Here is a 21,373-nt window from a genome sequence, read left to right on the forward strand (position 1 = left end):
CTATGGCGGAAGCCGGATTTTCGGTTGGCGAGGTCATTATGACGATCAATGGCACCATTGCGTCGGGTGAAACCGGACCAGAGGCCGTTTTCGAGGCGATGCGTCCCGGCGACGAATTGCGCATGGAAACGTTGATGGGGCCTGTGCGAACAGTCCAGATTGGCGCAACGGACCCGGTCCGCTTTGGCTTTCTACGCGCACTCCGTGATAATGATTGCCGTCTTCCTGTGTTTCATCGTTTTGATGCAGCATTGCGGGACCGTGTGCAGCCGCTGATGTATGATGCGAACCGCCGGTTTCGCTGCGATGATGCCCATGCGGCGTTGCAGGATTTGGCCGAGAAATGGGAGGTCACCGAAGTTTACGTATCGCGTGGCAGCAAAAGGGTCATCATCGCGATGCCCTACTGGGGCGCAAGTTTCATTCAGGCAAGTGAGCTTGTCGGTCCAGAGCTGACATCTGAAAACCTGAGCGCCGTGATCGACTCCGTCACCGAGTCATATATCGATGACCGTATCGCCAAACCATAGAATAGAAACAGCGCGACTGACGCTTCGCCCCCCGACGCTTGCTGACGTTGACGCCCTGTTCGCCATTTTCGGCAATAAGCAGGCAATGCGCTATTGGTCGACCGCACCCCATGCAAACAAAACTAACACACACAAGATGGTCGCAAGATGGGTGGCGCGGAGCGCGGATTCGATCGCGACGTACGGACAACCGCTCTATCTGGTTTTTGAAAGAACGGATTCCATCATCGGCTGCGGCGGATTTGTCGCAGGCGACGAGACCGGCTTTATCTTGCGTCCCGACCACTGGGGCAAGGGTTATGGAACCGAAGCGATGAGAGCGCTCATCCCCGTCATCTTTGAACGCACCGGCTTACCCCAACTCACAGCCGACGTTGATCCGCGAAATGCGGCCTCGTGTGCGCTGTTGGCCAAATTGGGATTTCATGAGACACATCGTGCCAAAAACACCTTCTGTATCGACGGAGAATGGGCAGACAGCGTTTACTTTGCCCTGAAGCGACCATAGGCTTAGCGCAGGGCTGACAGGAGGCCCAGACGCCGCCGGCCCATAATTTGGGCTATGCTAAACCTGTTTTTGACCTTCGGACCGTTCAGCCAATGACGCTGCGGTCGACAAGGGCGGCTCTCGACCCGGACTTTGCGTCACAATTGGAGGAACAATGCCCCGGTCCCAAATTCCCCTCGTTATCGAGGATGCATCCGCGTTCGCCCGCAACTTGCGGCAAGACTGGCCTAGAGAGCCACTTGGGCAGGCTGAAATGCTTGCACGGATCGCCAAAGCTGCTGGTTATCGCAACCACCAGCATTTGAAGGCGGAGACGCCTGAAGAACAGCCGCTTGATAAGGACGCCCAAAAGCGCATCACAGACGCCCTACGCGTGTTTTCAAACGATGCAATCATGGTGCGTTGGCCGCAGAAGACGTCAGTGCAGCGCCTGTGTTTAATGTGGTTCTGGTCCCGTATCCCGGGTCGCATTGACCTGACTGAAAATCAGGTCAATGACATCCTCCGCGCCGGCGAGCGGTTTGGTGATCATGTCCTGTTGCGCCGATCCTTGATCGACCAGAAGTTGGTCAAACGGTCGATTGACGGAAGTGTCTATCGTCGCATTGAACAAAGACCGCGCCCCGAAGAACGGCAATTCCTGCGCAACCTGTCAGAAAGATGTCTGCTGCGCGTGTAGGACTGATCAGATCAGCGCCCTTCGAATTCTGCGGGGCGCTTTTCAAGAAACGCAACAACACCTTCGCGGAAATCACGGGTCAGCCCGCATTTTCCTTGCAGCTTGGCTTCTAGCGCCAGTTGATCGTCAAGATTGTTATCATAGGATCCGCGAATGGCGCTCTTTAAATAGCCATAGGTTTTCGTCGGACCGTTCGCCAACTGCGCCGCGCGTTCTTTCCAGCGCGACTCGAATGTGGTGGCTGGGATTGCTTCATAGACCATACCCCAATCTGCGGCCTGTTTGGCGGTGATCTTGTCGGCGAATAGCGCAGCGCCCATTGCTCGCGCCATGCCGACCTGACGTGGAAGGAAATAGGTCCCGCCGGCATCCGGGATTAGGCCGATACGCGTAAAGGCCTGCACAAAATAAGCGTCTTCACTTGCCAGTACGACATCCGCCGCCAGTGCCAAGTTAGCCCCTGCCCCCGCAGCCGGTCCGTTGACAGCGCTGATCGTCGGGATGGCGCAATCAAAGATTGCCTTGAGCATCGGCACGTATTCATCACGCAGCGTGCGCTCCAGATCCAGGTTAGCTGCCGAACCGCCATCACCAAGATCCTGACCGGAACAAAATGCCCGTCCCGTCCCCGTCATGACAAGAACCCGCGCTTTTTGTTCGGCGGCCTTCACGGCATGTGTGATTTCGGCGCGCATTTGCGTGTTCAGCGCGTTCATGACGTCGGGCCGGTCCAGCGTCATGACGGCGGTCCCGGCGTCGATTTCAAGACGGAGTGTTTGATATTCCACGGCGCTGTCCCTTCGCGTCAGTTCTGCTTCAATCTAGTGAACTGACCAGTTCAGGAAAGGGGGACGGCGCGTCACGGACGCATTATTTCGTCCAGCGCCGCTTTTTCTTCTGCGCTCAGAGCCTCGGGCGGTGCCGTCTTGCGTCGTAGCGTGACGAAACCGATGGCAAGCGCCAGCAAAAGCATCACTGGTGCAGATAACCAGAGGATCAGGTTGGCCCCGGTTTTCGTCGGGTTCAGAAGGACAAATTCGCCGTAACGTGCCACGAGATAGTCCACCACTTCCTGATCGCTATCGCCTGCCACCAGTCGTTCACGCAGCACGATGCGCAACTCACCAGCAAGCGTCGCACTTGATTCATCGATGCTTTCGTTCTGGCAGACCGGGCAACGAATTCCTTGCGAAATCTCGCGGGCGCGATCCTCTAGCACGGGATCATCCAGCATCTCGTCGGGTTGTACGGCCCAAAGCGGGCTGGCGATCAGTGCAAGGATGAAAACAATGCGCTTCATTCGGCAGGGACCGCGTTGGACTGTGGCCGCGACGCGCCAGCGGCCACCCGCAGCCGTCGGTCCGTCAGGGAAAGAAGCCCACCAAGTGCCATCAGAATCGAGCCGCCCCAGATCCAGTTCGCCAGCGGTTTGATGTAGACCCTGACCGTGTAGCCACCATTCGCCTGTGGTTCTCCAATCACGACATAGACGTCCTGCAGGAAACCGTTTTTGATGGCAGCCTCTGTCGTTGGCATATTGGCGACTGGATAGAACCGGTTTTCAGGGTTCAGAGTGTAAGGCGTGCCGTTACCGCGTTGCACAGCAATATCAGCCATTGTGGTGACATAGTTCGGCCCGCGCAGCTGTTGCACGTCGGTCAGTGTGAATGTGTAGCGCCCCACTTCGTATGGCGTATCGAGCTGGGCGACACGGATATCCTCGATCTGCCAGGCGAGGATGCCGGCAACTCCGATGAATGTAATCCCGAGCCCAGTGTGTGCCGTCATCTTGCCCCAGTCCGCCCGCGGCAGGCGTGTCAGGCGGCCCAGCCGATCGACACCGCTGCCGCGCCCAGTGCGGAGCGCCAAATCGACCAAGGCACCGCCAACGATCCATATCCCGAGTGCAAGACCGAGCGGGCCAAGTGACGAACGCCCCGTTTGGATTGCAAACGCGAGACCAGCGCACGCAAGTGCGAAGAACGCCAGCACCCCCAAGGGCACCTTGGCGCGCCCTAACACACCGCGCTTCCATGCGAGGATCGAACCCAGTGGCAGGATCAGCCCGAGTGCGATCATGAACGGTGTAAATGCCGCATCGAAAAACGGCGGCCCCACCGACAATGTGCGTCCCAGAACCAACTCCGCTATAAGTGGCCAGATTGTGCCAACGAAAACAACGAAGCAACTGACAGCGAGTAGGATGTTGTTCAGGAGAAGTGCGCTTTCGCGGCTGACTGCGCCAAAGACGCCTTTGGCTTGCATCTTATCGGCCCGAAGCGCGAATAGCACCAGCGAACCACCAAGGAAAATTCCGAGGATCGCAAGGATATAAACGCCCCTCTCTGGATCGTTTGCAAATGCGTGAACAGACGTCAGCACGCCGGAACGGACGATGAATGTTCCAAGCAATGAGAACCCGAATGCAAGGATGGCAAGCAGGATCGTCCAGCTTTTGAGCGTTTCACGCTTTTCCACAACGATGGCTGAATGCAGCAGCGCGGCAGCAATAAGCCACGGCATGAACGATGCATTTTCAACCGGATCCCAGAACCAGAACCCGCCCCAGCCGAGTTCGTAATAGGCCCACCATGAACCAAGCGCGATCCCGACTGTCAGGAACATCCACGCGGCAAGCGTCCATGGCCGAACCCAACGCGCCCACGCGGCGTCTACCCGCCCCTCGATCAAGGCAGCGACCGCAAAGCTGAATGTCATGCTCAGCCCGACGTATCCAAGGTAAAGAAACGGCGGATGGAATGCCAAGCCTGGGTCCTGCAACAGCGGATTCAGGTCGGTTCCGTTCAAGGGTGCGTTTTCGAGCCGGATAAACGGGTTCGACGTAAAGAGGATAAAGGCGAAGAAGGCCACCGACACAGATCCCTGCACTGCAAGCACCCGCGCCCGCAGTGTATTGGGCAGACCTTCACCGAACCAGGCAGCAGAGGCCCCGAAGAGCGCAAGGATCAGTACCCATAGCAGCAATGAGCCTTCATGGTTTCCCCAGACGCCGCTGATCTTGTAGATCAGTGGCTTGTCGGTGTGTGAATTCAGATAGACCAGTTGCACGGAGAAATCCGAGACAATGAACGCCCAAGTTAGAACCGCGAACGAGAAAGCCACAAGAAGTGCCTGAGAGACGGCCGCAGGTTCAGCAAACCGCATCCAACCGAGCCAACCCTTCTGTGCCCCAACCATCGGTACGATCGTTTGAGCGATCGACATACCAAATGCCAGAATCAATGCGAAATGGGCGAGTTCTATCAACATGCCGGCAAGTTATCGTATTTGATTGGCCAGCGGTATGCCTTCACGCAAAATTCAGCATGGGCAATTTGGCGCAGCGTTCAAAGCATCAGGCCACCTTGCAAGGCAAACGTCAGCCCGCCAAGAAGCAACCCGCCAATGATCAGGCGCACAAGCCATTTCAACGTGTCCTCGATGGCGACCAGCCGGTCTGTGACATTGTCGCGATGGACAGCGTCGACAGCATTGCGGGTTTCAATGACAGCAAGACGCCGTTCGATTTTTTCAACCCAGTCAGTCGTCATGGTTTGCCTGCCAATCCGCGAGTGCCGGGTTATCCGGAGTCTGAGGGGCGTCTGGGGCTTTTGCCTTCAAACCTTGGCGCATTGCGACAGTCTGAACGACAGAGCGTTGAAATTCCTGCCCTTTCGCCTGATGGCGCGCACCGAAATAGAAACTTACAATGGCCCCCATCAACCACCAAAGTGGCTCTGGCACCAGTGCAATGCCTACCATCCGTGACGCAAACCACTCTGGATCAAACATCGCACTCACGAACAGGCCAATTGTGCCGAGCGCAAGCATCGGGCGTGGCAGCCGATTGAAACCATCCACCAACCTGTCGAAAATACCTTTACGCGGATGTGCGAACTCGGCTGCAAATTGGCGCAACGTCTCGCTCTGGACGTTTGCCGCGCGTTCTGCCCCTTTGTCAGCGTTCTCCCGAAAGACCTCGACGGTCTCTGCAACGACATTTCGACCGTCACCGAACACAAATGACATGACCTGCTGGATCAACCCCATGATGCTGTCCTTTCGGCGTGTTGCTGGGACGTGAGATGATATTTGGGTGAAATAAACTCTTCCGCCCGCGTGATCCAACCGCCCTTTCCCCCATCACGCCGCCGCGCATATTTGCGCGACGCGGCCCGCCTGTCGGCAAGGGCGTAATAGTAGTTGCGTCGCGCGATGCCGTACGCATCGGCGAGGTGATCCGGTGCGGCCTCATAGGCCGTCATCGCGGCATCAATCGTCTGTGGACCGATAACGCCATCGACATCCACACTGATCCGCATCTGGTTGAAAAGTCTTTGTAAAATCTTGACTGCATGCGATCCGGCATTGACGTACATGTCGAAGACCGAGGCATGCAAAATCTTGGGCAAGGCCGCAATGCGTGGGGCGTTGAAGTAATGCTGGATAAAGATATCGACTGCGTGGGCCTGCGATAGTCGCCGCACGTCATCGCTTGTTACACGACCATCGCCGTTCAAATCGAGTCCGAGCCGGCGCATTGTGTGAATCGTCACGCCGTGGTTCGTGGCCCCGCCCGGATCGTCAGGATCATTCACATAGCCGCCTTCGCGGCGCACGATTTCACTTGCGATGTCGTGAACAGACTGCATGGCATTCCCCTGATTGAACGGGGAAATCCTGCGCCGATTAGGTTAATTCGTAATTGGTGCACCGTCCGGTGCGACGTAGGTGCCTTGTTCCTTCAAGGCGTCGATCACTTCTTTCGGCATGTACGTTTCGTCATGTTTCGCAAGAATTTCAACTGCTTCAAACGTTCCGTTAATGTAGCGACCCTGGCCTACCATGCCTTGTCCTTCTTCAAACAAATCGGGCAGGATACCGGTATAGCGAACGGGAATGGTCGCTCCGCCATCGGTGACGCTAAATGCCACCTCGGTACCTTCACCGCGCACGATTGAGCCAACTTCGACCAATCCGCCGATCCGGAACAGTTCGGTCTCGGACGGCGGATTTTCGGCCACTTGCGAAGGGGAATAGAAGAAATTGATCCCATCGCGCATCGCGTATCCGATCAACGCTGTTGAAATCGCCAGCGCCACGAATGTGACGGCAATAACCTGTATTCGGCGTTGTTTCTTCAGTGACTTCATGGGAATACCGGTGCGACCATCAATCCAGAGGTTTCATTCAGACCTAACATCAGATTCGCGTTCTGCAAGGCCTGCCCCGATGAACCTTTTGTCAGATTATCAAGTGCAGCGATGATGATCGTGCGCCCCGGGATACGGTCGGCAACTACGCCGATATGGCAAAAGTTGCTCGCTCTGATGTGCTTGATCGACGGGTGTTCGCCTTTAGGCAGCGTGATGATGAACGTTTCATTCGCATACGCTTGCGACAACGTACTGTGGACCTCGTCCGCATCGCCATGCACATAAACCGTCGCAAGGATTCCCCGGTTCGCCGGCAGCAGATGCGGCGTGAACTGAACCTGTACCGGCCGCCCCGCGATGGCAGAGAATTCCTGATCGAACTCCCCTAGATGTCGATGCGTCCCACCGACGGCATAGGCGTGGGCGCCTTCTGACAGCTCTGCGTGCAAGAGGTTTTCCTTTAATGACCGCCCTGCGCCCGAGACTGCCGCCTTTAGGTCGATAATGATATGATCAAGATCAATCACACTGGACGAAATGAGCGGCCGCAGCGCATATTGGCCAGTCGCAGCGTTGCATCCGGTTCCAGCCACAAGCCGTGCGGTCTTGATTTGTTCACGATAGAATTCAGTCAATCCGTAAACCGCGGTTTTCTGCAGGTCAGGCGCGGCATGCGCTTTGCCATACCATTTTTCGTAGTCAGCGGTGTCACGGAGCCGGAAATCAGCGGACATATCAACGATTCTGACGTGATCGGGCAGTTTCGCGATCACCTCTTGTGAGGTTGCATGTGGAAGGCCGCAAAAAACCATGTCGACACCGTCAAAAGACATATCCTCGATGGTTGTTAGACGCGGCAGATCAAGATGGCGCAGGTGCGGAAACACCTCTGCCATGGTCATGCCGGCTTTGGAATTACCGGACAGACCGACGATTTTCAGGTCAGGATGGGTTGAAATCAGCCGGACGAGTTCTGCGCCCGTGTAGCCGGATGCGCCCAGAATAGCGACGTTATAAGTCATGATAGAAGCCTATTGGAAATTGCGATTATGCTGATTGAAAGGTAATTTCACGTCGCAAAAACTGGGTCGCACGGGACGATACGCGCTTGGGATCGCCCGTTGTAAGATAGGTCACTCCCTCACCGCCACCTGCCAACTCCGGACGTCTTTCAAGGTAATGCGACAGGCTTGCTCCGACGAGTTCGGGTTGCGAAAAAACCTTTACGTCTGCCCCAAGCGCGTCCTGAAAGATGTCTTTGACCAGTGGATAGTGGGTACATCCAAGAACAGCCGCGTCAGGATTTGGCATTTTGCGTTTCAGTGCATCGACGTGCGACCGGACAAGTGCTTCGGCAAGGATCATATCCCCTTCCTCGATCGCATCAACAACACCGCCGCACGATTGCGCCTCTACGTCGACGCCGATCGCGCGGAACGCCAGTTCGCGTTGAAACGCACGCGACGACACGGTTGCAGGAGTTGCAAAGAGCGCCACGTGTTTCACGTCGACTTCGCGCGGTGGTGAATTGTCACCCCATTCGCGTTCTGTCAGAGCCTCGATCATCGGGACAAAAACACCTAACACCCGTTTATCGGTCGGCACCCAGTTTTCTTGCATGCGGCGCAGCGCCGCGGCAGAGGCCGTATTGCAAGCGAGGATCACAAGATCGCAACCCTCATCGAAGAGTCGCTGCACCGACGCGGTCGTGAGCGCATAGATGTCGTCGGCATCACGGACGCCGTAGGGCGCATGTGCGCTGTCGCCCAGATAGACGAGCGGCAAGTCCGGCAGAGACTTCTGGACGGCGTCCAGCACCGTCAGCCCACCCAATCCGCTATCGAATATCCCGACCGCCATACACCCGACCCTTATACCTGTGCTCAAATTCGTACCCCAATTGATTGCTGTCAATCGGACTTGGTGAAAGGTCATACGTCGCTTTGCGCAGGAAATCCATTGCTGCTGTGGGGTCTTGGCGGAATTGATCCAGAGCGTCACGCCCGATGGGTTTTCCAATGGCGACCTGCACCGGCGTGTTTACCCGCGTTTTGAATTCGCGGATCAAAAGTCCGACCCGCAACGTGCTGTTCAGTCGGCTTGCCAGTTGAAATAGCTGGCTGTTGCGGCCTTCAAAGAAGATCGGCACGACGACAGCATCCGATCTTGCAATCATCTTAGCCGTAAACGTCCGCCATTGCGGATCAAGAGCGGGGCGTCGCCAGCCAGGTGCGGTCGATACGGTGCCTCCTGGAAACACACCAATTGCGCCGCCTTGTCCCAGAAAAGCCAACGCGTCAGATCGGGTTTCGAGATTGCGCCGCACCGCGTCCTTGGTTTCCGCGAACGACACCGGAAGAATGGCATTTTGCAGGTCAGGCGCCTGTTGGAAAACGTGGTTCGCCATTATTTTGAACGTGCCAGCACGCCGCGCTGACAGGATATGTCCAAGCATCAGCCCATCGAGGATCCCGTAAGGATGGTTGGCCACGACGACGACCGGTCCTGTGGGAGGGATATGCGAAAGGCTTCCTACGATCACATCAAGCGAGAGCCCATAACGCAAGGCCATAACATCCCAGAAGTCAGCTCCGTTGGCCAACTCGTCCTGATAGCCCATCGCTTTTCGGATCAACCCGATCCGTCCGGTCGCGTTTTCGATCGCCTTGATGACCGCGCGTCCAGATCGCCCCTTTGCTACAGAGGCATAGGTGATATCTCTTGCGATATGGCGAGAATGTCGCGTCATGCGGGCTGCACCGCTCTGCAGATCACGCCCATTCGTCGGTTTTCACTTTCATGGCAACAGCGAAATGGCTGATGCGGCAAACTCGGCAAAGCCTGTCCTCGGATCTATTCGGCTGCATCCATCACCGGATCGCTGCGCAAAACCGCCAGCAATTCCTCGCGTCGCTTTGCGGCCTTGCGTGCGTTCGCTTCCTTGACAGGGCCGAACCCGCGGATGTCCAACGGCAGCAAGGCCAGCGCAACGGCCGCGTCCATTTGATCGGCGCGGATGTCTACCAGTCTCGCTATGTCGAGTTCGTATTCCTTTATCAGCGCTCGCTCCATGCGGCGTTCTTCCATGCGGCCAAACGGGTCAAACCAGGTTCCACGCAGTGCCTTGAACCGCGCCAGTAGCGGAAACAGCCGCGCCATTCGACGTCCATATGCTTTCTTCATGGGACGGCCATCAGCCCCGGTACGTGACACCACAGGGGGTGCCAAATGATAAGTCAGTTCCAGATCACCATCGAATTCTGCGCGCGCTTTTGCTTTGGTTTCCTGCAGCAGACGCGCGACCTCGTATTCATCTTTGTAGGCAAGCAGTTTGTGATACCCTTTGGCGACCGCTTCTTTCAGGCGGGCATCCTGAAAGCGATCAAGCATCCGCTGATAGCGTATCGCAAGCCGTTTACCTTGATACTTTACCAAATGGTCGGCGCGAAACGCGATGATGTCGTCAAGAGTCTTGGGCAAGGCCACAACATTCGGCGCAATCAGACGCTCTGCTTCTTGCGGGTGCAGCACAGCCCAGCGTCCAAAATCGAAAGCCTGCTTGTTCCGTTTGACGGCGGTGCCATTCAGGGTGATCGCCTTGTCGATGGCCTGATGGGTAAGTGGAATTGCCCCACTTTGCCACGCCGCACCGAAGACCATCATATTCGAATAGATGCTGTCCCCCATCAAAGCCTTCGCTAGCGCTGACGCATCGAACATCGCCAACCGGTCTTGCAGCCGCGCTTCCAGCGAAAGTTTTAGCTGATCCGCGGGCAACCGGAATTCGGTATTGCGCGTGAAATCACCGGTGATGATTTCATGGCTATTGACCACGCCCCGAGTCCGCCCTGTCTTCATCAACCCGAGCGTCTTGGCCCCGGCGGACACGACAAGATCACCGCCTATCAGGGCATCGCACTCACCCGTCGCCACACGAATTGCCGAGATGTCTTCCGGCTTGTAGGCCAAGCGGCAATGGATGTGCACAGCCCCCCCCTTTTGTGCGAGCCCTGCCATTTCCATCATACCGGCACCCATGCCGTCGATATGTGCCGCCATGGCCATAACAGCGCCGATTGTGACAACGCCCGTGCCACCGACACCAGTGATAACCACGTTATGCGTGCCTTTGATTTTCGGCAAAACAGGCGCAGGCAAATCAGGGAGATCGATTGATGCTGTCGCTTCCTTCCTGATTTCCGCACCTTTGATCGTTACAAATGACGGGCAAAAGCCTTTGACACAGGAAAAATCCTTGTTGCAGGACGATTGATCGATCGCTCTTTTGCGTCCTAGTTCTGTTTCGACCGGCACGATGGAAACGCAGTTGGATTGTACCCCGCAGTCGCCGCAGCCTTCGCAAACATCCGTATTGATGAAAACGCGTTTGTCCGGGTCGGGAAAAAGGCCACGCTTGCGGCGGCGGCGTTTCTCTGCGGCACAGGTCTGGATGTAGACGATGGCCGAAACGCCTTTCGCTTTCGTGAGCTCGTCCTGAATACGGGGCAGTTCATCGCGTTCGTCGATGCTGATCCCTTTAGGAAACAATGCGATATCCACGTCTTCCTTTTCATCATAAACGACACGAACATCCTTGACGCCCATCGCGACAAGTTCGCGGCAGATCTGGTAAGCTGTCAGACCACCGTCATTTCCTTGTCCGCCAGTCATGGCGACAGCGTCGTTAAAAAGGATTTTGTAAGTGATATTCGTCCCCGCCATCAGCGCAAAGCGGATCGCCTGCACGCCTGAATGGTTGTAAGTTCCGTCGCCGAGGTTCTGAAAGACGTGGTCGCGCGTGCTGAAGGGCGCTTCACCGACCCAGTTGGCACCTTCGCCCCCCATTTGGGTGAAACCAATGGTGTCCCGGTCCATCCACTGCACCATGTAATGGCATCCAATGCCTGCATAGGCCCGCGACCCTTCAGGCACTTTGGTCGAAGAATTGTGCGGGCAACCGGAACAGAAATATGGCAGCCGCGCTGCGATTTCCGGCGCATTGTCAGCCTTTTGCGCGGCCAGTACGGCTTCCCACCCGGCCATCACCTTATCCGAACCGCAGCCTTCCTCGATCAGGATTTCGCCAAGCTTGCGCGCAATCAGCATCGGCCCAAGATCAGCCTTTGTCTGAAATACTTCCTCGCGCCGACCCTCTGAGTGTTCATCGCCCTTGTGCCAGCCATACACGCGCGTGTGGCGATCATCAAAAAGTGCTTCCTTGACCTGCACTTCGATCAGTTTGCGCTTTTCCTCGACGACAATAATCAGGTCCAGTCCTTCGGACCACTCGTAAAATGACGCCATATCCAAGGGCCAGACCTGCCCGACCTTATATGCGGTCAGTTCCAGCCGGTCCGCTTCGTTTTCGTCAATGTTGAGCAAGGAAAGCGCATGCTGCAAATCTAGCCAGTTCTTTCCTGCAGCCACGAAACCGATTTTTGCGCCCCGCTTCCCAAGGCGTCGCTGATCCATCTTGTTTGCGCGCGAGAACGCCTCGGCGGCAAAGCGTTTGTGATCAATCATCCGCGCCTCTTGCAGCTGCGGGGTGTCGACAAGTCGGATGTTCAATCCGCCTTCCGGCATTTGAAAGTCCGGGGTCTTGAATTGGAGCCTGTGTGGATCGCCATCCACAACTGACGTGACCTCAATTGTATCCTTCATCGTCTTCAGGCCTACCCAGACACCCGCAAACCGGCTGAGCGCCCAGGCATATTGCCCAAAGTCTAGAATTTCCTGCACGCCCGCAGGGGAAACAATGGGCATATAAGCATCCAGCATCGCCCAGTCGGACTGATGCAGTGTCGTCGAACTTTCGCCGGTGTGATCATCCCCCATTGCCATGATGACACCGCCATAAGGCGAGGTGCCCGCCATATTCGCATGGCGCATCACATCACCGGACCGGTCCACACCGGGGCCCTTGCCATACCACAGCCCAAAGACGCCGTCGTACTTGCCCTCACCGCGCAGTTCAGCCTGCTGGCTACCCCAAAGGGCGGTTGCGGCCAGGTCCTCGTTCAGGCCTGGCTGGAACGTAATCTGGTTTTTCGTCAGGTCTTCTGCAGCACGGGTCATTTGCATGTCCACAGCGCCGAGTGGCGAGCCCCGATAGCCCGTTACATAGCCAGCGGTGTTCAGCCCTGCCGCCTTGTCGCGTGCACGTTGCATCAGCATCAGCCGGACGAGCGCCTGCGTTCCGTTCAAAAGCACATGTCGCTTTGCAAGATCGTAGCGATCATGCAGGGTGATTTCTGGCTGGCTCATCACGTCCTCCCACGGGCTGGCGACATCAGTTTAGGTCATAATATCTGACCTACAAAGCGAAATTATCACGCCTCACGCGATTGCCATGTCACAAAATTTTAGCGTAAGTATCTGCAATTGCGAGCGGTAACATTTGTGGAAAGTGGCGTGATGGACTGGGACAAGCTAAGAATATTTCACGCCGTCGCTGATGCAGGGTCTCTGACCCATGCCGGCGACACTCTCCATCTGTCACAGTCTGCCGTTTCCCGGCAGATCCGCGCATTAGAAGAGTCGCTCAACACCACCCTTTTTCATCGTCACGCCCGCGGACTGATTCTAACCGAACAGGGCGAATTGCTGTTTGATGCGACAAAGGCAATGAACAAGCGCCTTGATGCGGCATCTGCCCGAATTCGCGACAGTGAGGAAGAAGTCTTCGGCGAATTGCGCGTCACGACGACCACCGGCTTCGGTACACTTTGGCTCGCTCCGCGCCTTCCGAAACTCTACGAGCAGTATCCTGATCTAAACATCGACCTCATGCTGGAAGAACGCGTTCTTGACCTGCCCATGCGCGAAGCCGACGTGGCCATTCGTATGAAAGAGCCGTCACAGGCAGACCTGATCCGCAAACGACTGATGTCCGTCCGCATGCGTCTGTACGCATCGCGCGCCTATGTTGCCGAACACGGAGAAATCGAAAGTATCTCGGACATCCAGAAGCACCGTTTGATATTTCAAAGCCTGAATTCAACACAGGTCGCCGCCGGGGCGACACTCGTGCAGCACCTGATGAGCTATGAAGTCCCGAACATTTTCACGGTGAACAACTATTTTGGCGTCCTGCAGGGCGTTCTGAACAATTTGGGCGTCGGTGTCTTGCCGGATTACGTGACCGAAGACTTCCCTGACTTGGTGCGTGTCCTTCCCGATCTGGAATCTGGAGAAGTGCCAGTTTTCCTTGCTTACCCTGAGGAGTTACGCCAATCCAAACGGATCAGCGCATTCCGGGATTTTGTTCAGGACGAGATATTCGAACATCGCAAAAGAATTCGCGACGCCGCTGCAGGCTGACGCCGGAATTGCATCTGCTCATTGAACACCGGACAAAGGGCCTGGAACGGCCCCGTCCAATATTTGGTCGACTTGCGTCGGATGGGCCGCGGCCCATCCCAATTGGAAAGTTTTAGTTGGCTTCAAATACCAAGCGAAGCGACGCAGGTACTGCACGGGCAATGTGATCAAGACCTGCAAGCTCTTGCAGCTTATCAACGCCTTGATTGATACCGGCCTCTGCCGCCGAAACGAAGATCAGATCATCGCTCACGACCATCACCTTGTCTTCGGCCAAACGAACCGCAAACATCGTGACGTCAACGGGAACCGGTTCACCGATCAATGTCAGATCGCCTTCGACCAACATCCGGGTCATGCCGCCAACGGGAATCGCGGCCATCGCTGCCATATCGATCGATGCCGTCAATGAAGCCTTGGGGCCGTCTGTGAAAACGTGCTCGATCAAACGTTCGTTGCGGACATCGACGTTCGTCTGCACAGAAGCGAGAGCGATCTCGATCATCGCCATACCGTCAGCGCTGACAGAACCGGACAGATCACCAAACGAGTGGGACTCGCCCACGTCATGGTTCTTGATGGATCCAAAGGATATCTTCGAATTCTCTGCGTCTAGCGTCCAGCCGTCTGCCTGAGCTGTTGCAGCAGCTGCCAAAAATGCAATCGTCGTCGCTGTGCGTGTCAAAACTGTCTTAATCATTACTCTTACTCCGGTGCCTTTGTTGCGTCGTCCTGCCCCGAGACAGGTCATTCCGTGGATGCACTTCTTTTCCAACTCATTATGACTTTATTAAGAAATGGGTGGGGTATAACTATGCACAGAATGCATAGCGGCTTTGCAGTAAGATCTACGATTTTTCCTTGAATGGGCAAAAAACGGGCCCTATCTGATGTCTCGAAGGCGATGACGCCTCAAAGCTCATCATCTTCACCTCCCTGTTGGACTTCGCCGGGCCTCGTGCCCGGCTTTTTTCTGTCAACCGGGTCCGGAGGCCTTATGGTCTTCCCCTTCTCTGCGCCCTGCCCTAAAAGCCGTTGCAACTGCCTTGGGGAACGCCATGACCGAACCAACCATCACGCCGGAAATCGTCGCTGCACACGGGTTCACACCCGACGAATGGCAAGAAGTTCTCAAAATACTTGGCCGCGACCCGACGTTTACCGAAATGGGAATCTTCTCGGCGATGTGGAACGAACACTGTTCCTACAAGTCGTCCAAGAAATGGCTGCGCACACTGCCGACCGAAGGCCCGCAGGTCATCTGCGGCCCCGGCGAGAACGCAGGGATCGTCGATATCGGCGACGGGCAATGCGTCGTCTTCAAGATGGAAAGCCATAACCACCCCAGCTACATCGAACCTTATCAGGGGGCTGCAACGGGTGTTGGCGGTATTCTGCGTGACGTCTTCACCATGGGTGCGCGACCGATTGCTGCGATGAATTCTTTATCGTTCGGCGAACCATCCCACCCAAAGACTAAACAACTGGTCAATGGCGTCGTTGCTGGCGTCGGTGGCTATGGCAACTGCTTTGGCGTTCCAACGGTTGGAGGCGAGGTCCGGTTTGATCCAGCCTACAATGGAAACTGCCTTGTGAACGCCTTTGCGGCAGGTCTGGCAGACACGGACAAGATTTTCTACTCGGCAGCCTCCGGCGTCGGCATGCCCGTCGTATATCTTGGCGCGAAAACCGGCCGTGATGGCGTTGGCGGGGCGACAATGGCGTCGGCAGAGTTCGATGACACGATTGAAGACAAGCGCCCCACTGTGCAAGTTGGTGACCCGTTCACCGAAAAGCGCCTGATGGAAGCGACGCTTGAATTGATGGCGACAGGTGCCGTGATCTCCATCCAGGATATGGGAGCCGCTGGTCTGACTTGCTCTGCCGTGGAAATGGGCGACAAGGGCGGCCTTGGTGTCCGTCTTGATCTCGAGAATGTTCCACAGCGCGAAGACAATATGACAGCTTACGAAATGATGCTTTCGGAAAGCCAGGAACGTATGCTGATGGTTCTCAAGCCAGAACTTGAGGCCGAAGCACGCGCTGTGTTCGAGAAATGGGATCTTGATTTCGCGATCGTGGGTGAAACGATCGCAGAGGACAGGTTTCTTATTATGCACAACGGCGCGGTAAAGGCCGACCTACCGCTGTCGAAACTGTCGTCGACCGCTCCAGAATACGATCGCCCATGGGTGGCAACACCAGAACCAAAACCTCTTCAAGACATCGTCGGCGTCAATCCGATCGACGGCCTGAAAGCCCTGATCAAAAGCCCGAACTACGCAGGCAAGCAGTGGGTTTATCAACAATATGACCAGCAGGTCATGGGCGACACACGCGTGACTTGCGGCAAGGGTGCTGGCGTGATCCGTGTGCACGGAACCGAAAAACTGCTGGCTTTTACTTCAGACGTGACGCCGCGCTATGTCAAAGCGAATCCTGTCGAAGGCGGCAAACAGGCGGTTGCGGAAGCCTATCGTAATTTGACAAGTGTGGGTGCGAAACCGCTCGCAACGACTGACAACATGAACTTTGGTAACCCTGAAAAGCCGGAAATCATGGGGCAATTCGTTGGCGCGATTCAAGGCATCGGGGAAGCAGTGAAGGGACTGGACATGCCAATCGTCTCTGGCAACGTGTCGCTTTATAATGAAACAGACGGCCAGGGCATTCTGCCGACACCGACAATCGGGGCCGTCGGGCTGATCGACAATGCGGAAATGATGATCACCGGTGACATTCAGGAAGGCCATTTGCTGCTTGTTGTTGGGGAAACGACGGGTCACCTTGGGCAATCCGCATTGCTGGCCGAAGTCTATGACCGGGCGGAAGGCGATGCGCCGCCTGTCGATCTGGCCACCGAACAGCGCAACGGTGAATTCATCCGCGAAAACCACGAATTGATTGCAGCCTGTACGGATTTATCTGATGGCGGGCTCGCGCTTGCAGCTTTTGAACTCGCAGAGTCCGCAGGGATTGGCATCACGCTCGACAGTGACGATACCCCTTTCCTGTTTGGCGAAGATCAGGCGCGCTATTTGATTGCGTGCGGCTTCGATGAGGCTGAAACACTGATGTTGCGCGCAAATGAACGCGGAGTTCCTTTATCGGTTGTCGGGTCAGTCGGTGGAGAACGCGTCACTTATGGCAGCCACGACGCACTCCTTGCGGACTTGGCGACACTTTATCGGACATCCTTTGAAGCCGCAGTTGCGTAAGCCCTTTTCACACTTGCCACAGGTCTCAGCACTTGCGGCTGATCCCGCCGCTCCATAAGTTATGGCTGACGCATTGATCGAGGAAGCGCATGCCGATTACAGCTTATGAAATCGAAACCCTGCTGCGGGCCGGCTTTCCCAATGGAAAGATCACGGTCGAAGGAGATGACGGCGCTCATTTTGCGGCCGAAGTTATCGACGAAAGTTTTCGCGGAAAAAACCGCGTTCAACAGCAGCGAGCAGTTTACGCGGCGTTGAAAGGTGCGATGGATGGGAACAATGGCGCACTTCATGCGCTTGCGCTGACCACGAAAGCCCCCGAATAGACCTGATGATCTCCATTCGGAAATCATTGACCAAAAAGGAAAAACCATGTCCGCCGAAGACCAGATCAAAGAAACAGTGAAAGCGAATGACGTCGTTCTTTTCATGAAAGGGACGAAATCCATGCCCCAGTGCGGGTTTTCGAGCCGCGTTGCGGGTGTATTGAACTTCATGGGGGTTGAATTTACCGACGTGAATGTTCTGGCAGATGACGCGATCCGGCAAGGCATCAAAGATTACTCTGACTGGCCAACCATTCCACAGCTTTACGTCAAAGGCGAATTCGTCGGCGGATGCGATATCATCACCGAAATGACGCTATCCGGAGAGCTGGATACGCTATTTGCCAATAACGGGGTCACGTTCAACAAGGAAGCTGCCGACAAGATCCGTGAAGCAAACGCTTAAGTCTGGCCGCCCGCAGTTCCACAAGACACATGGTGCGCCAGTATGTGTGCGACAAGCATGGTTCCGCCCCAACTTCCGAAGCTCCCGGACGGTCTGATCACATCTAATCGCTAGGCTTTGGCTTCGACCTGAGCGGCCACTGCTTCGGCCTGTGCCGCCAGTTCTGCCAACGCTTCGGTGACGGACGCTGGAATCGTCGGCACTTCGATCTTCGTTGCGCCACGACTTTCAAGTGTGTCTATCTTCGCTTGCAGCTGCGCCATCCGCGTCTCGGCCTCTTTCACCTTGTCTTCAAGACCCGCGGTCTTGTCTGCCAGCATCAGACCCGCCATCAAAAGCATTCGCGCTTCAGGCATTCTTCCGATCTGGCTCGACAGATGGTCAGCTTCGGTGTTCAGCATCGCAGCTGCGGTATGCAGGAAATGTTCTTCGCCTTCCTGACATGCAACTTCGAATGTGCGTCCACCAATTGCAATTTCTACCTGTGGCATGTCTTAGGCCTCCCGCACGAGTGGTTTCAGGTCAGACAGGATAGCGTCCACCTCCGCGGCGTCTGCTGCGCGCTGCGCTGATAATGCTTCGACCTCCGCCATCAGGGCGCGATTGATCAACTCCGGTTGTGCGACGCCATCTGTGGCTGCCGCGCGTAGCTGGGCGTTTACATCACGAAGATCCGCGTTTGATGTCCGAAGTCGCTGCAATTCTGCATCCAACTTGGCCATTTGTTCCGCCTGCGCAGTAACCCGCCCTTCAAGTTCAGTAATTTTGCCGTCCTGACGCTCTTTGAGCGCCTTTACACGCTCTTCAAGCTGGGCATTTGCTGTTTGCTCTTCGGCCAGGCGAGCCTGCAACGACTCATCTACACTGGTCGACATCCCTTCGACCCCGACGCGGATTCGGTCCAATGCGCCGGCGATACGCGACTGTAATGCTGTGACGTCACTCATCTGCTCGTCCTTTCATACACTTACAGGAAGTCCTGCAAGTTTCATGTCAACGTAACCGGCCCTTTTGTCCAAGCCTCTGTCCCGCCGAATCGTGCCTCTTGAAATCAAGGGTAAGCGATCAAGGCCGGACCCGCAAACCCCGCCTTTCTAGCGCAATCAACCACTTAGGTGGCTCGCTTGATGCTATACCTTCAGCAACCTTGAACCTGCCCCCATGCCTGCTATGACGCGATTAGTGAAAACATAACACCAAAGGACGCTACCTTGGATATTGCAGCACTGCGCGAAGCCCACCCCGATCACTGGATGAAAGCCGCCGCCATCCGCACGCTGACACTTGATGCGGTCGCCGCTGCGAATTCCGGGCACTCCGGGATGCCGATGGGCATGGCGGATGTTGCAACCGTTCTTTACGAAAAACATCTGAATTTCGATCCCAAGGCTCCACACTGGCCGGACCGCGATCGCTTTATCCTGTCTGCAGGTCACGGATCGATGCTGCTCTATTCGCTGCTCTATCTTACTGGCTATGAAGATTTCCCCCTCTCGCAGTTGAAGAATTTCCGCCAGTGGGGTGCCTATACTGCTGGCCATCCGGAGTATGGACACGGTCGTGGCGTCGAAGTGACGACCGGGCCTCTTGGACAGGGTATTTCAAATTCCGTCGGTTTTGCGATTGCCGAGGAAATCCAGCGCGCCCGCTTTGGCAAAAGCGTCGTCAATCATTACACCTACGTCATGGCCGGCGACGGTTGCTTGATGGAAGGCATCAGCCACGAGGCCATCGGCCTTGCAGGCATGCAAGAGCTCAGCCACCTGATTGTTTTCTGGGACAATAACAATATCACGATCGACGGTACGGTGGACATCGCGGACAAGACAAATCAACCGCAGCGTTTCGAAGCGGCCGGCTGGCACGTGCAAGAAATCGACGGTCATGACCCCATCGCGATCGACAAGGCGATTACCGCTGCGAAAAAGGATCAGCGTCCGTCAATGATCGCCTGCAAGACCCATATCGCGCTCGGGCATGCAGCACAGGATACTTCAAAAGGCCACGGCGCATTGACCGATGCGGAACAGCTTCAGGCCGCAAAGGAAAACTACGGATGGCCCTATGGCCCGTTCGAAGTCCCCGACAAGATCAAGTCCCAATGGGAAGCCATGGCCAAACGCGGACAGGACGCACACGCTGCGTGGCACGACCGCTTCAACAAGCTGTCCGGCACCAAGCAGGCCGAGTTCCAACGTGCCTATGATCTGGAACCGCCAAAGAAACTATCTGCCACAATACGTGCATTCAAGAAGCAAGCCAGCGAGTCTGGCGCAAAACTGGCCACCCGCGCGTCGTCCGAGAAAGTTCTGGAAGTCATCAACCCGATCATGCCCGAAACCATTGGTGGTTCGGCTGACTTGACCGGTTCGAACAACACCAAGACGTCCGATCTGGGCGTCTTCAATCCCGATAATCGCGCCGGTCGCTATATCTATTACGGCGTGCGAGAACACGGGATGGCCGCGGCCATGAACGGCATGGTTTTGCATGGCGGTGCGCGTCCCTACGGCGGTACATTCATGTGCTTTACCGATTATGCCCGCGGCGCGATGCGGCTTTCGGCGCTGATGCGAATTCCGACGACATATGTAATGACGCATGACTCGATTGGTCTGGGAGAAGACGGCCCGACCCATCAGCCGGTGGAACACCTGGCGATGCTACGCGCGACACCAAACACGCATGTGTTCCGGCCTGCCGATACCGTCGAAGTTGCGGAGTCATGGGAATGCGCGCTGACGTCAAAGACAACGCCGACTGTGCTTGCCTTGTCGCGTCAGGGGTTGCCTGCGGTTCGCAAGGAACACAAGACCAAGAACCTTTCTGCCCAAGGCGCTTATGTGCTGGCGGATGCCGAGGGGAAGCGGCAGGTTATTCTTCTCGCCACGGGGTCAGAGGTATCTGTCGCGATGGCCGCACGAGATATTCTGCAAGCCGAAGGTATTGGAACGCGGGTTGTGTCGATGCCATGCTGGGAACTGTTCGAAGAACAGGACGAGAAATACCGCAAGCGTGTCTTGCCAGCCGGTCCGGTTCGTGTTGCCGTCGAGGCGGGAATTCGATTTGGTTGGGATCGCTGGTTGTTCGGCGAACGTGGTCGTCGCGAGAAATCCGGTTTCGTTGGGATGCACGGTTTCGGGGCATCAGCACCTGCAAACGAATTGTTTGAACAGTTCGGCATTACCGGTCAAGCTGTCGCGGACAAAGCCAAGTCACTGATTAAATAG

22 protein-coding genes are annotated in these 21,373 nt (G+C 56.0%); 8 read left to right on the plus strand and 14 right to left on the minus strand.

The window, feature by feature from the left end:
- The first annotated feature begins 2 nt into the window (after window positions 1-2).
- From BMY44_RS06365 to BMY44_RS06375, 3 genes are all read left to right on the plus strand, one after another.
- Entirely contained in the window at window positions 3-530 is a 528-nt protein-coding gene (locus BMY44_RS06365; protein ID WP_089991691.1) for a hypothetical protein, read from the plus strand.
- Window positions 508-1,038 carry a GNAT family N-acetyltransferase gene (locus tag BMY44_RS06370; RefSeq protein WP_089991694.1) on the plus strand — a complete coding sequence of 177 codons (531 nt, stop codon included), beginning with the start codon at window positions 508-510 and terminating at the stop codon, window positions 1,036-1,038. Before BMY44_RS06365 ends, BMY44_RS06370 begins: the two co-directional genes overlap by 23 nt.
- A 154-nt stretch (window positions 1,039-1,192) precedes the next feature.
- Window positions 1,193-1,717, plus strand: a complete 525-nt coding sequence (locus BMY44_RS06375) for a DUF2087 domain-containing protein (protein WP_089991697.1) — start codon at window positions 1,193-1,195, stop codon at window positions 1,715-1,717.
- Window positions 1,718-1,728: 11 nt separating this feature from the next.
- Here BMY44_RS06375 and BMY44_RS06380 read toward each other — a convergent pair whose 3' ends face one another.
- The 11 genes from BMY44_RS06380 to BMY44_RS06430 form a co-directional block, all read right to left on the minus strand.
- Window positions 1,729-2,505: an enoyl-CoA hydratase-related protein gene (locus BMY44_RS06380; RefSeq protein ID WP_089991700.1), complete on the minus strand. Its 777-nt coding sequence runs from the start codon at window positions 2,503-2,505 to the stop codon at window positions 1,729-1,731.
- A 71-nt stretch (window positions 2,506-2,576) separates the two neighbouring features.
- Window positions 2,577-3,017: a cytochrome c-type biogenesis protein gene (locus BMY44_RS06385; RefSeq protein WP_089991703.1), complete on the minus strand. Its 441-nt coding sequence runs from the start codon at window positions 3,015-3,017 to the stop codon at window positions 2,577-2,579.
- A complete protein-coding gene (locus tag BMY44_RS06390; protein ID WP_089991707.1) occupies window positions 3,014-4,987 on the minus strand; it encodes a heme lyase CcmF/NrfE family subunit in 1,974 nt (657 codons plus the stop codon). Before BMY44_RS06390 ends, BMY44_RS06385 begins: the two co-directional genes overlap by 4 nt.
- A 77-nt stretch (window positions 4,988-5,064) precedes the next feature.
- Window positions 5,065-5,268: a pseudouridine synthase gene (locus tag BMY44_RS06395; protein WP_089991710.1), complete on the minus strand. Its 204-nt coding sequence runs from the start codon at window positions 5,266-5,268 to the stop codon at window positions 5,065-5,067.
- Window positions 5,258-5,767: a holin family protein gene (locus BMY44_RS06400; RefSeq protein WP_089991713.1), complete on the minus strand. Its 510-nt coding sequence runs from the start codon at window positions 5,765-5,767 to the stop codon at window positions 5,258-5,260. Before BMY44_RS06400 ends, BMY44_RS06395 begins: the two co-directional genes overlap by 11 nt.
- The gene (locus tag BMY44_RS06405; protein WP_089991716.1) at window positions 5,758-6,369 is read right to left on the minus strand and encodes a holin-associated N-acetylmuramidase; all 612 of its coding nucleotides are present in this window, start codon (window positions 6,367-6,369) and stop codon (window positions 5,758-5,760) included. Before BMY44_RS06405 ends, BMY44_RS06400 begins: the two co-directional genes overlap by 10 nt.
- 42 nt (window positions 6,370-6,411) lie before the next feature.
- Window positions 6,412-6,870: a cytochrome c maturation protein CcmE gene (gene ccmE, locus BMY44_RS06410; protein WP_089991719.1), complete on the minus strand. Its 459-nt coding sequence runs from the start codon at window positions 6,868-6,870 to the stop codon at window positions 6,412-6,414.
- Window positions 6,867-7,895, minus strand: coding sequence for an N-acetyl-gamma-glutamyl-phosphate reductase (argC, locus tag BMY44_RS06415; RefSeq protein ID WP_089991721.1), 1,029 nt, complete (start codon window positions 7,893-7,895; stop codon window positions 6,867-6,869). Before argC ends, ccmE begins: the two co-directional genes overlap by 4 nt.
- A gap of 25 nt (window positions 7,896-7,920) precedes the next feature.
- Window positions 7,921-8,733: a glutamate racemase gene (locus tag BMY44_RS06420; RefSeq protein WP_089991724.1), complete on the minus strand. Its 813-nt coding sequence runs from the start codon at window positions 8,731-8,733 to the stop codon at window positions 7,921-7,923.
- On the minus strand, window positions 8,711-9,622 hold the full coding sequence (locus tag BMY44_RS06425) for a lysophospholipid acyltransferase family protein (protein ID WP_089991727.1): 912 nt from the start codon (window positions 9,620-9,622) through the stop codon (window positions 8,711-8,713). The genes BMY44_RS06420 and BMY44_RS06425 overlap by 23 nt, the downstream gene beginning before the upstream one ends.
- A gap of 104 nt (window positions 9,623-9,726) precedes the next feature.
- Entirely contained in the window at window positions 9,727-13,137 is a 3,411-nt protein-coding gene (locus BMY44_RS06430; RefSeq protein WP_089991730.1) for an indolepyruvate ferredoxin oxidoreductase family protein, read from the minus strand.
- Window positions 13,138-13,287: 150 nt separating this feature from the next.
- Here BMY44_RS06430 and BMY44_RS06435 point away from each other — a divergent pair, with 150 nt between their 5' ends.
- Window positions 13,288-14,193, plus strand: a complete 906-nt coding sequence (locus BMY44_RS06435) for a LysR family transcriptional regulator (protein WP_089991732.1) — start codon at window positions 13,288-13,290, stop codon at window positions 14,191-14,193.
- Between the two features lie 112 nt (window positions 14,194-14,305).
- Here BMY44_RS06435 and BMY44_RS06440 read toward each other — a convergent pair whose 3' ends face one another.
- Complete coding sequence (locus BMY44_RS06440; protein ID WP_165611792.1) at window positions 14,306-14,893, minus strand: YceI family protein; 588 nt, start codon at window positions 14,891-14,893, stop codon at window positions 14,306-14,308.
- A 358-nt stretch (window positions 14,894-15,251) separates the two neighbouring features.
- On the opposite strand from BMY44_RS06440, the gene purL reads away from it, so the two are divergent.
- The 3 genes from purL (at window position 15,252) to grxD (ending at window position 18,143) form a co-directional block, all read left to right on the plus strand.
- The gene (purL, locus tag BMY44_RS06445) at window positions 15,252-17,411 is read left to right on the plus strand and encodes a phosphoribosylformylglycinamidine synthase subunit PurL (protein WP_089991736.1); all 2,160 of its coding nucleotides are present in this window, start codon (window positions 15,252-15,254) and stop codon (window positions 17,409-17,411) included.
- A gap of 89 nt (window positions 17,412-17,500) precedes the next feature.
- On the plus strand, window positions 17,501-17,737 hold the full coding sequence (locus tag BMY44_RS06450) for a BolA/IbaG family iron-sulfur metabolism protein (RefSeq protein WP_089991739.1): 237 nt from the start codon (window positions 17,501-17,503) through the stop codon (window positions 17,735-17,737).
- Between the two features lie 46 nt (window positions 17,738-17,783).
- A complete protein-coding gene (grxD, locus tag BMY44_RS06455) occupies window positions 17,784-18,143 on the plus strand; it encodes a Grx4 family monothiol glutaredoxin (protein WP_089991741.1) in 360 nt (119 codons plus the stop codon).
- A 110-nt stretch (window positions 18,144-18,253) separates the two neighbouring features.
- Here grxD and BMY44_RS06460 read toward each other — a convergent pair whose 3' ends face one another.
- Together BMY44_RS06460 and BMY44_RS06465 are read right to left on the minus strand one after the other, a co-directional pair.
- Entirely contained in the window at window positions 18,254-18,634 is a 381-nt protein-coding gene (locus tag BMY44_RS06460; RefSeq protein WP_089991745.1) for a cell division protein ZapA, read from the minus strand.
- Window positions 18,635-18,637: 3 nt separating this feature from the next.
- Entirely contained in the window at window positions 18,638-19,090 is a 453-nt protein-coding gene (locus tag BMY44_RS06465) for a hypothetical protein (protein WP_089991748.1), read from the minus strand.
- A 264-nt stretch (window positions 19,091-19,354) separates the two neighbouring features.
- On the opposite strand from BMY44_RS06465, the gene tkt reads away from it, so the two are divergent.
- Entirely contained in the window at window positions 19,355-21,373 is a 2,019-nt protein-coding gene (tkt, locus tag BMY44_RS06470) for a transketolase (protein ID WP_089991752.1), read from the plus strand.

This window comes from Cognatiyoonia koreensis, assembly GCF_900109295.1.
Lineage (GTDB): Bacteria > Pseudomonadota > Alphaproteobacteria > Rhodobacterales > Rhodobacteraceae > Cognatiyoonia > Cognatiyoonia koreensis.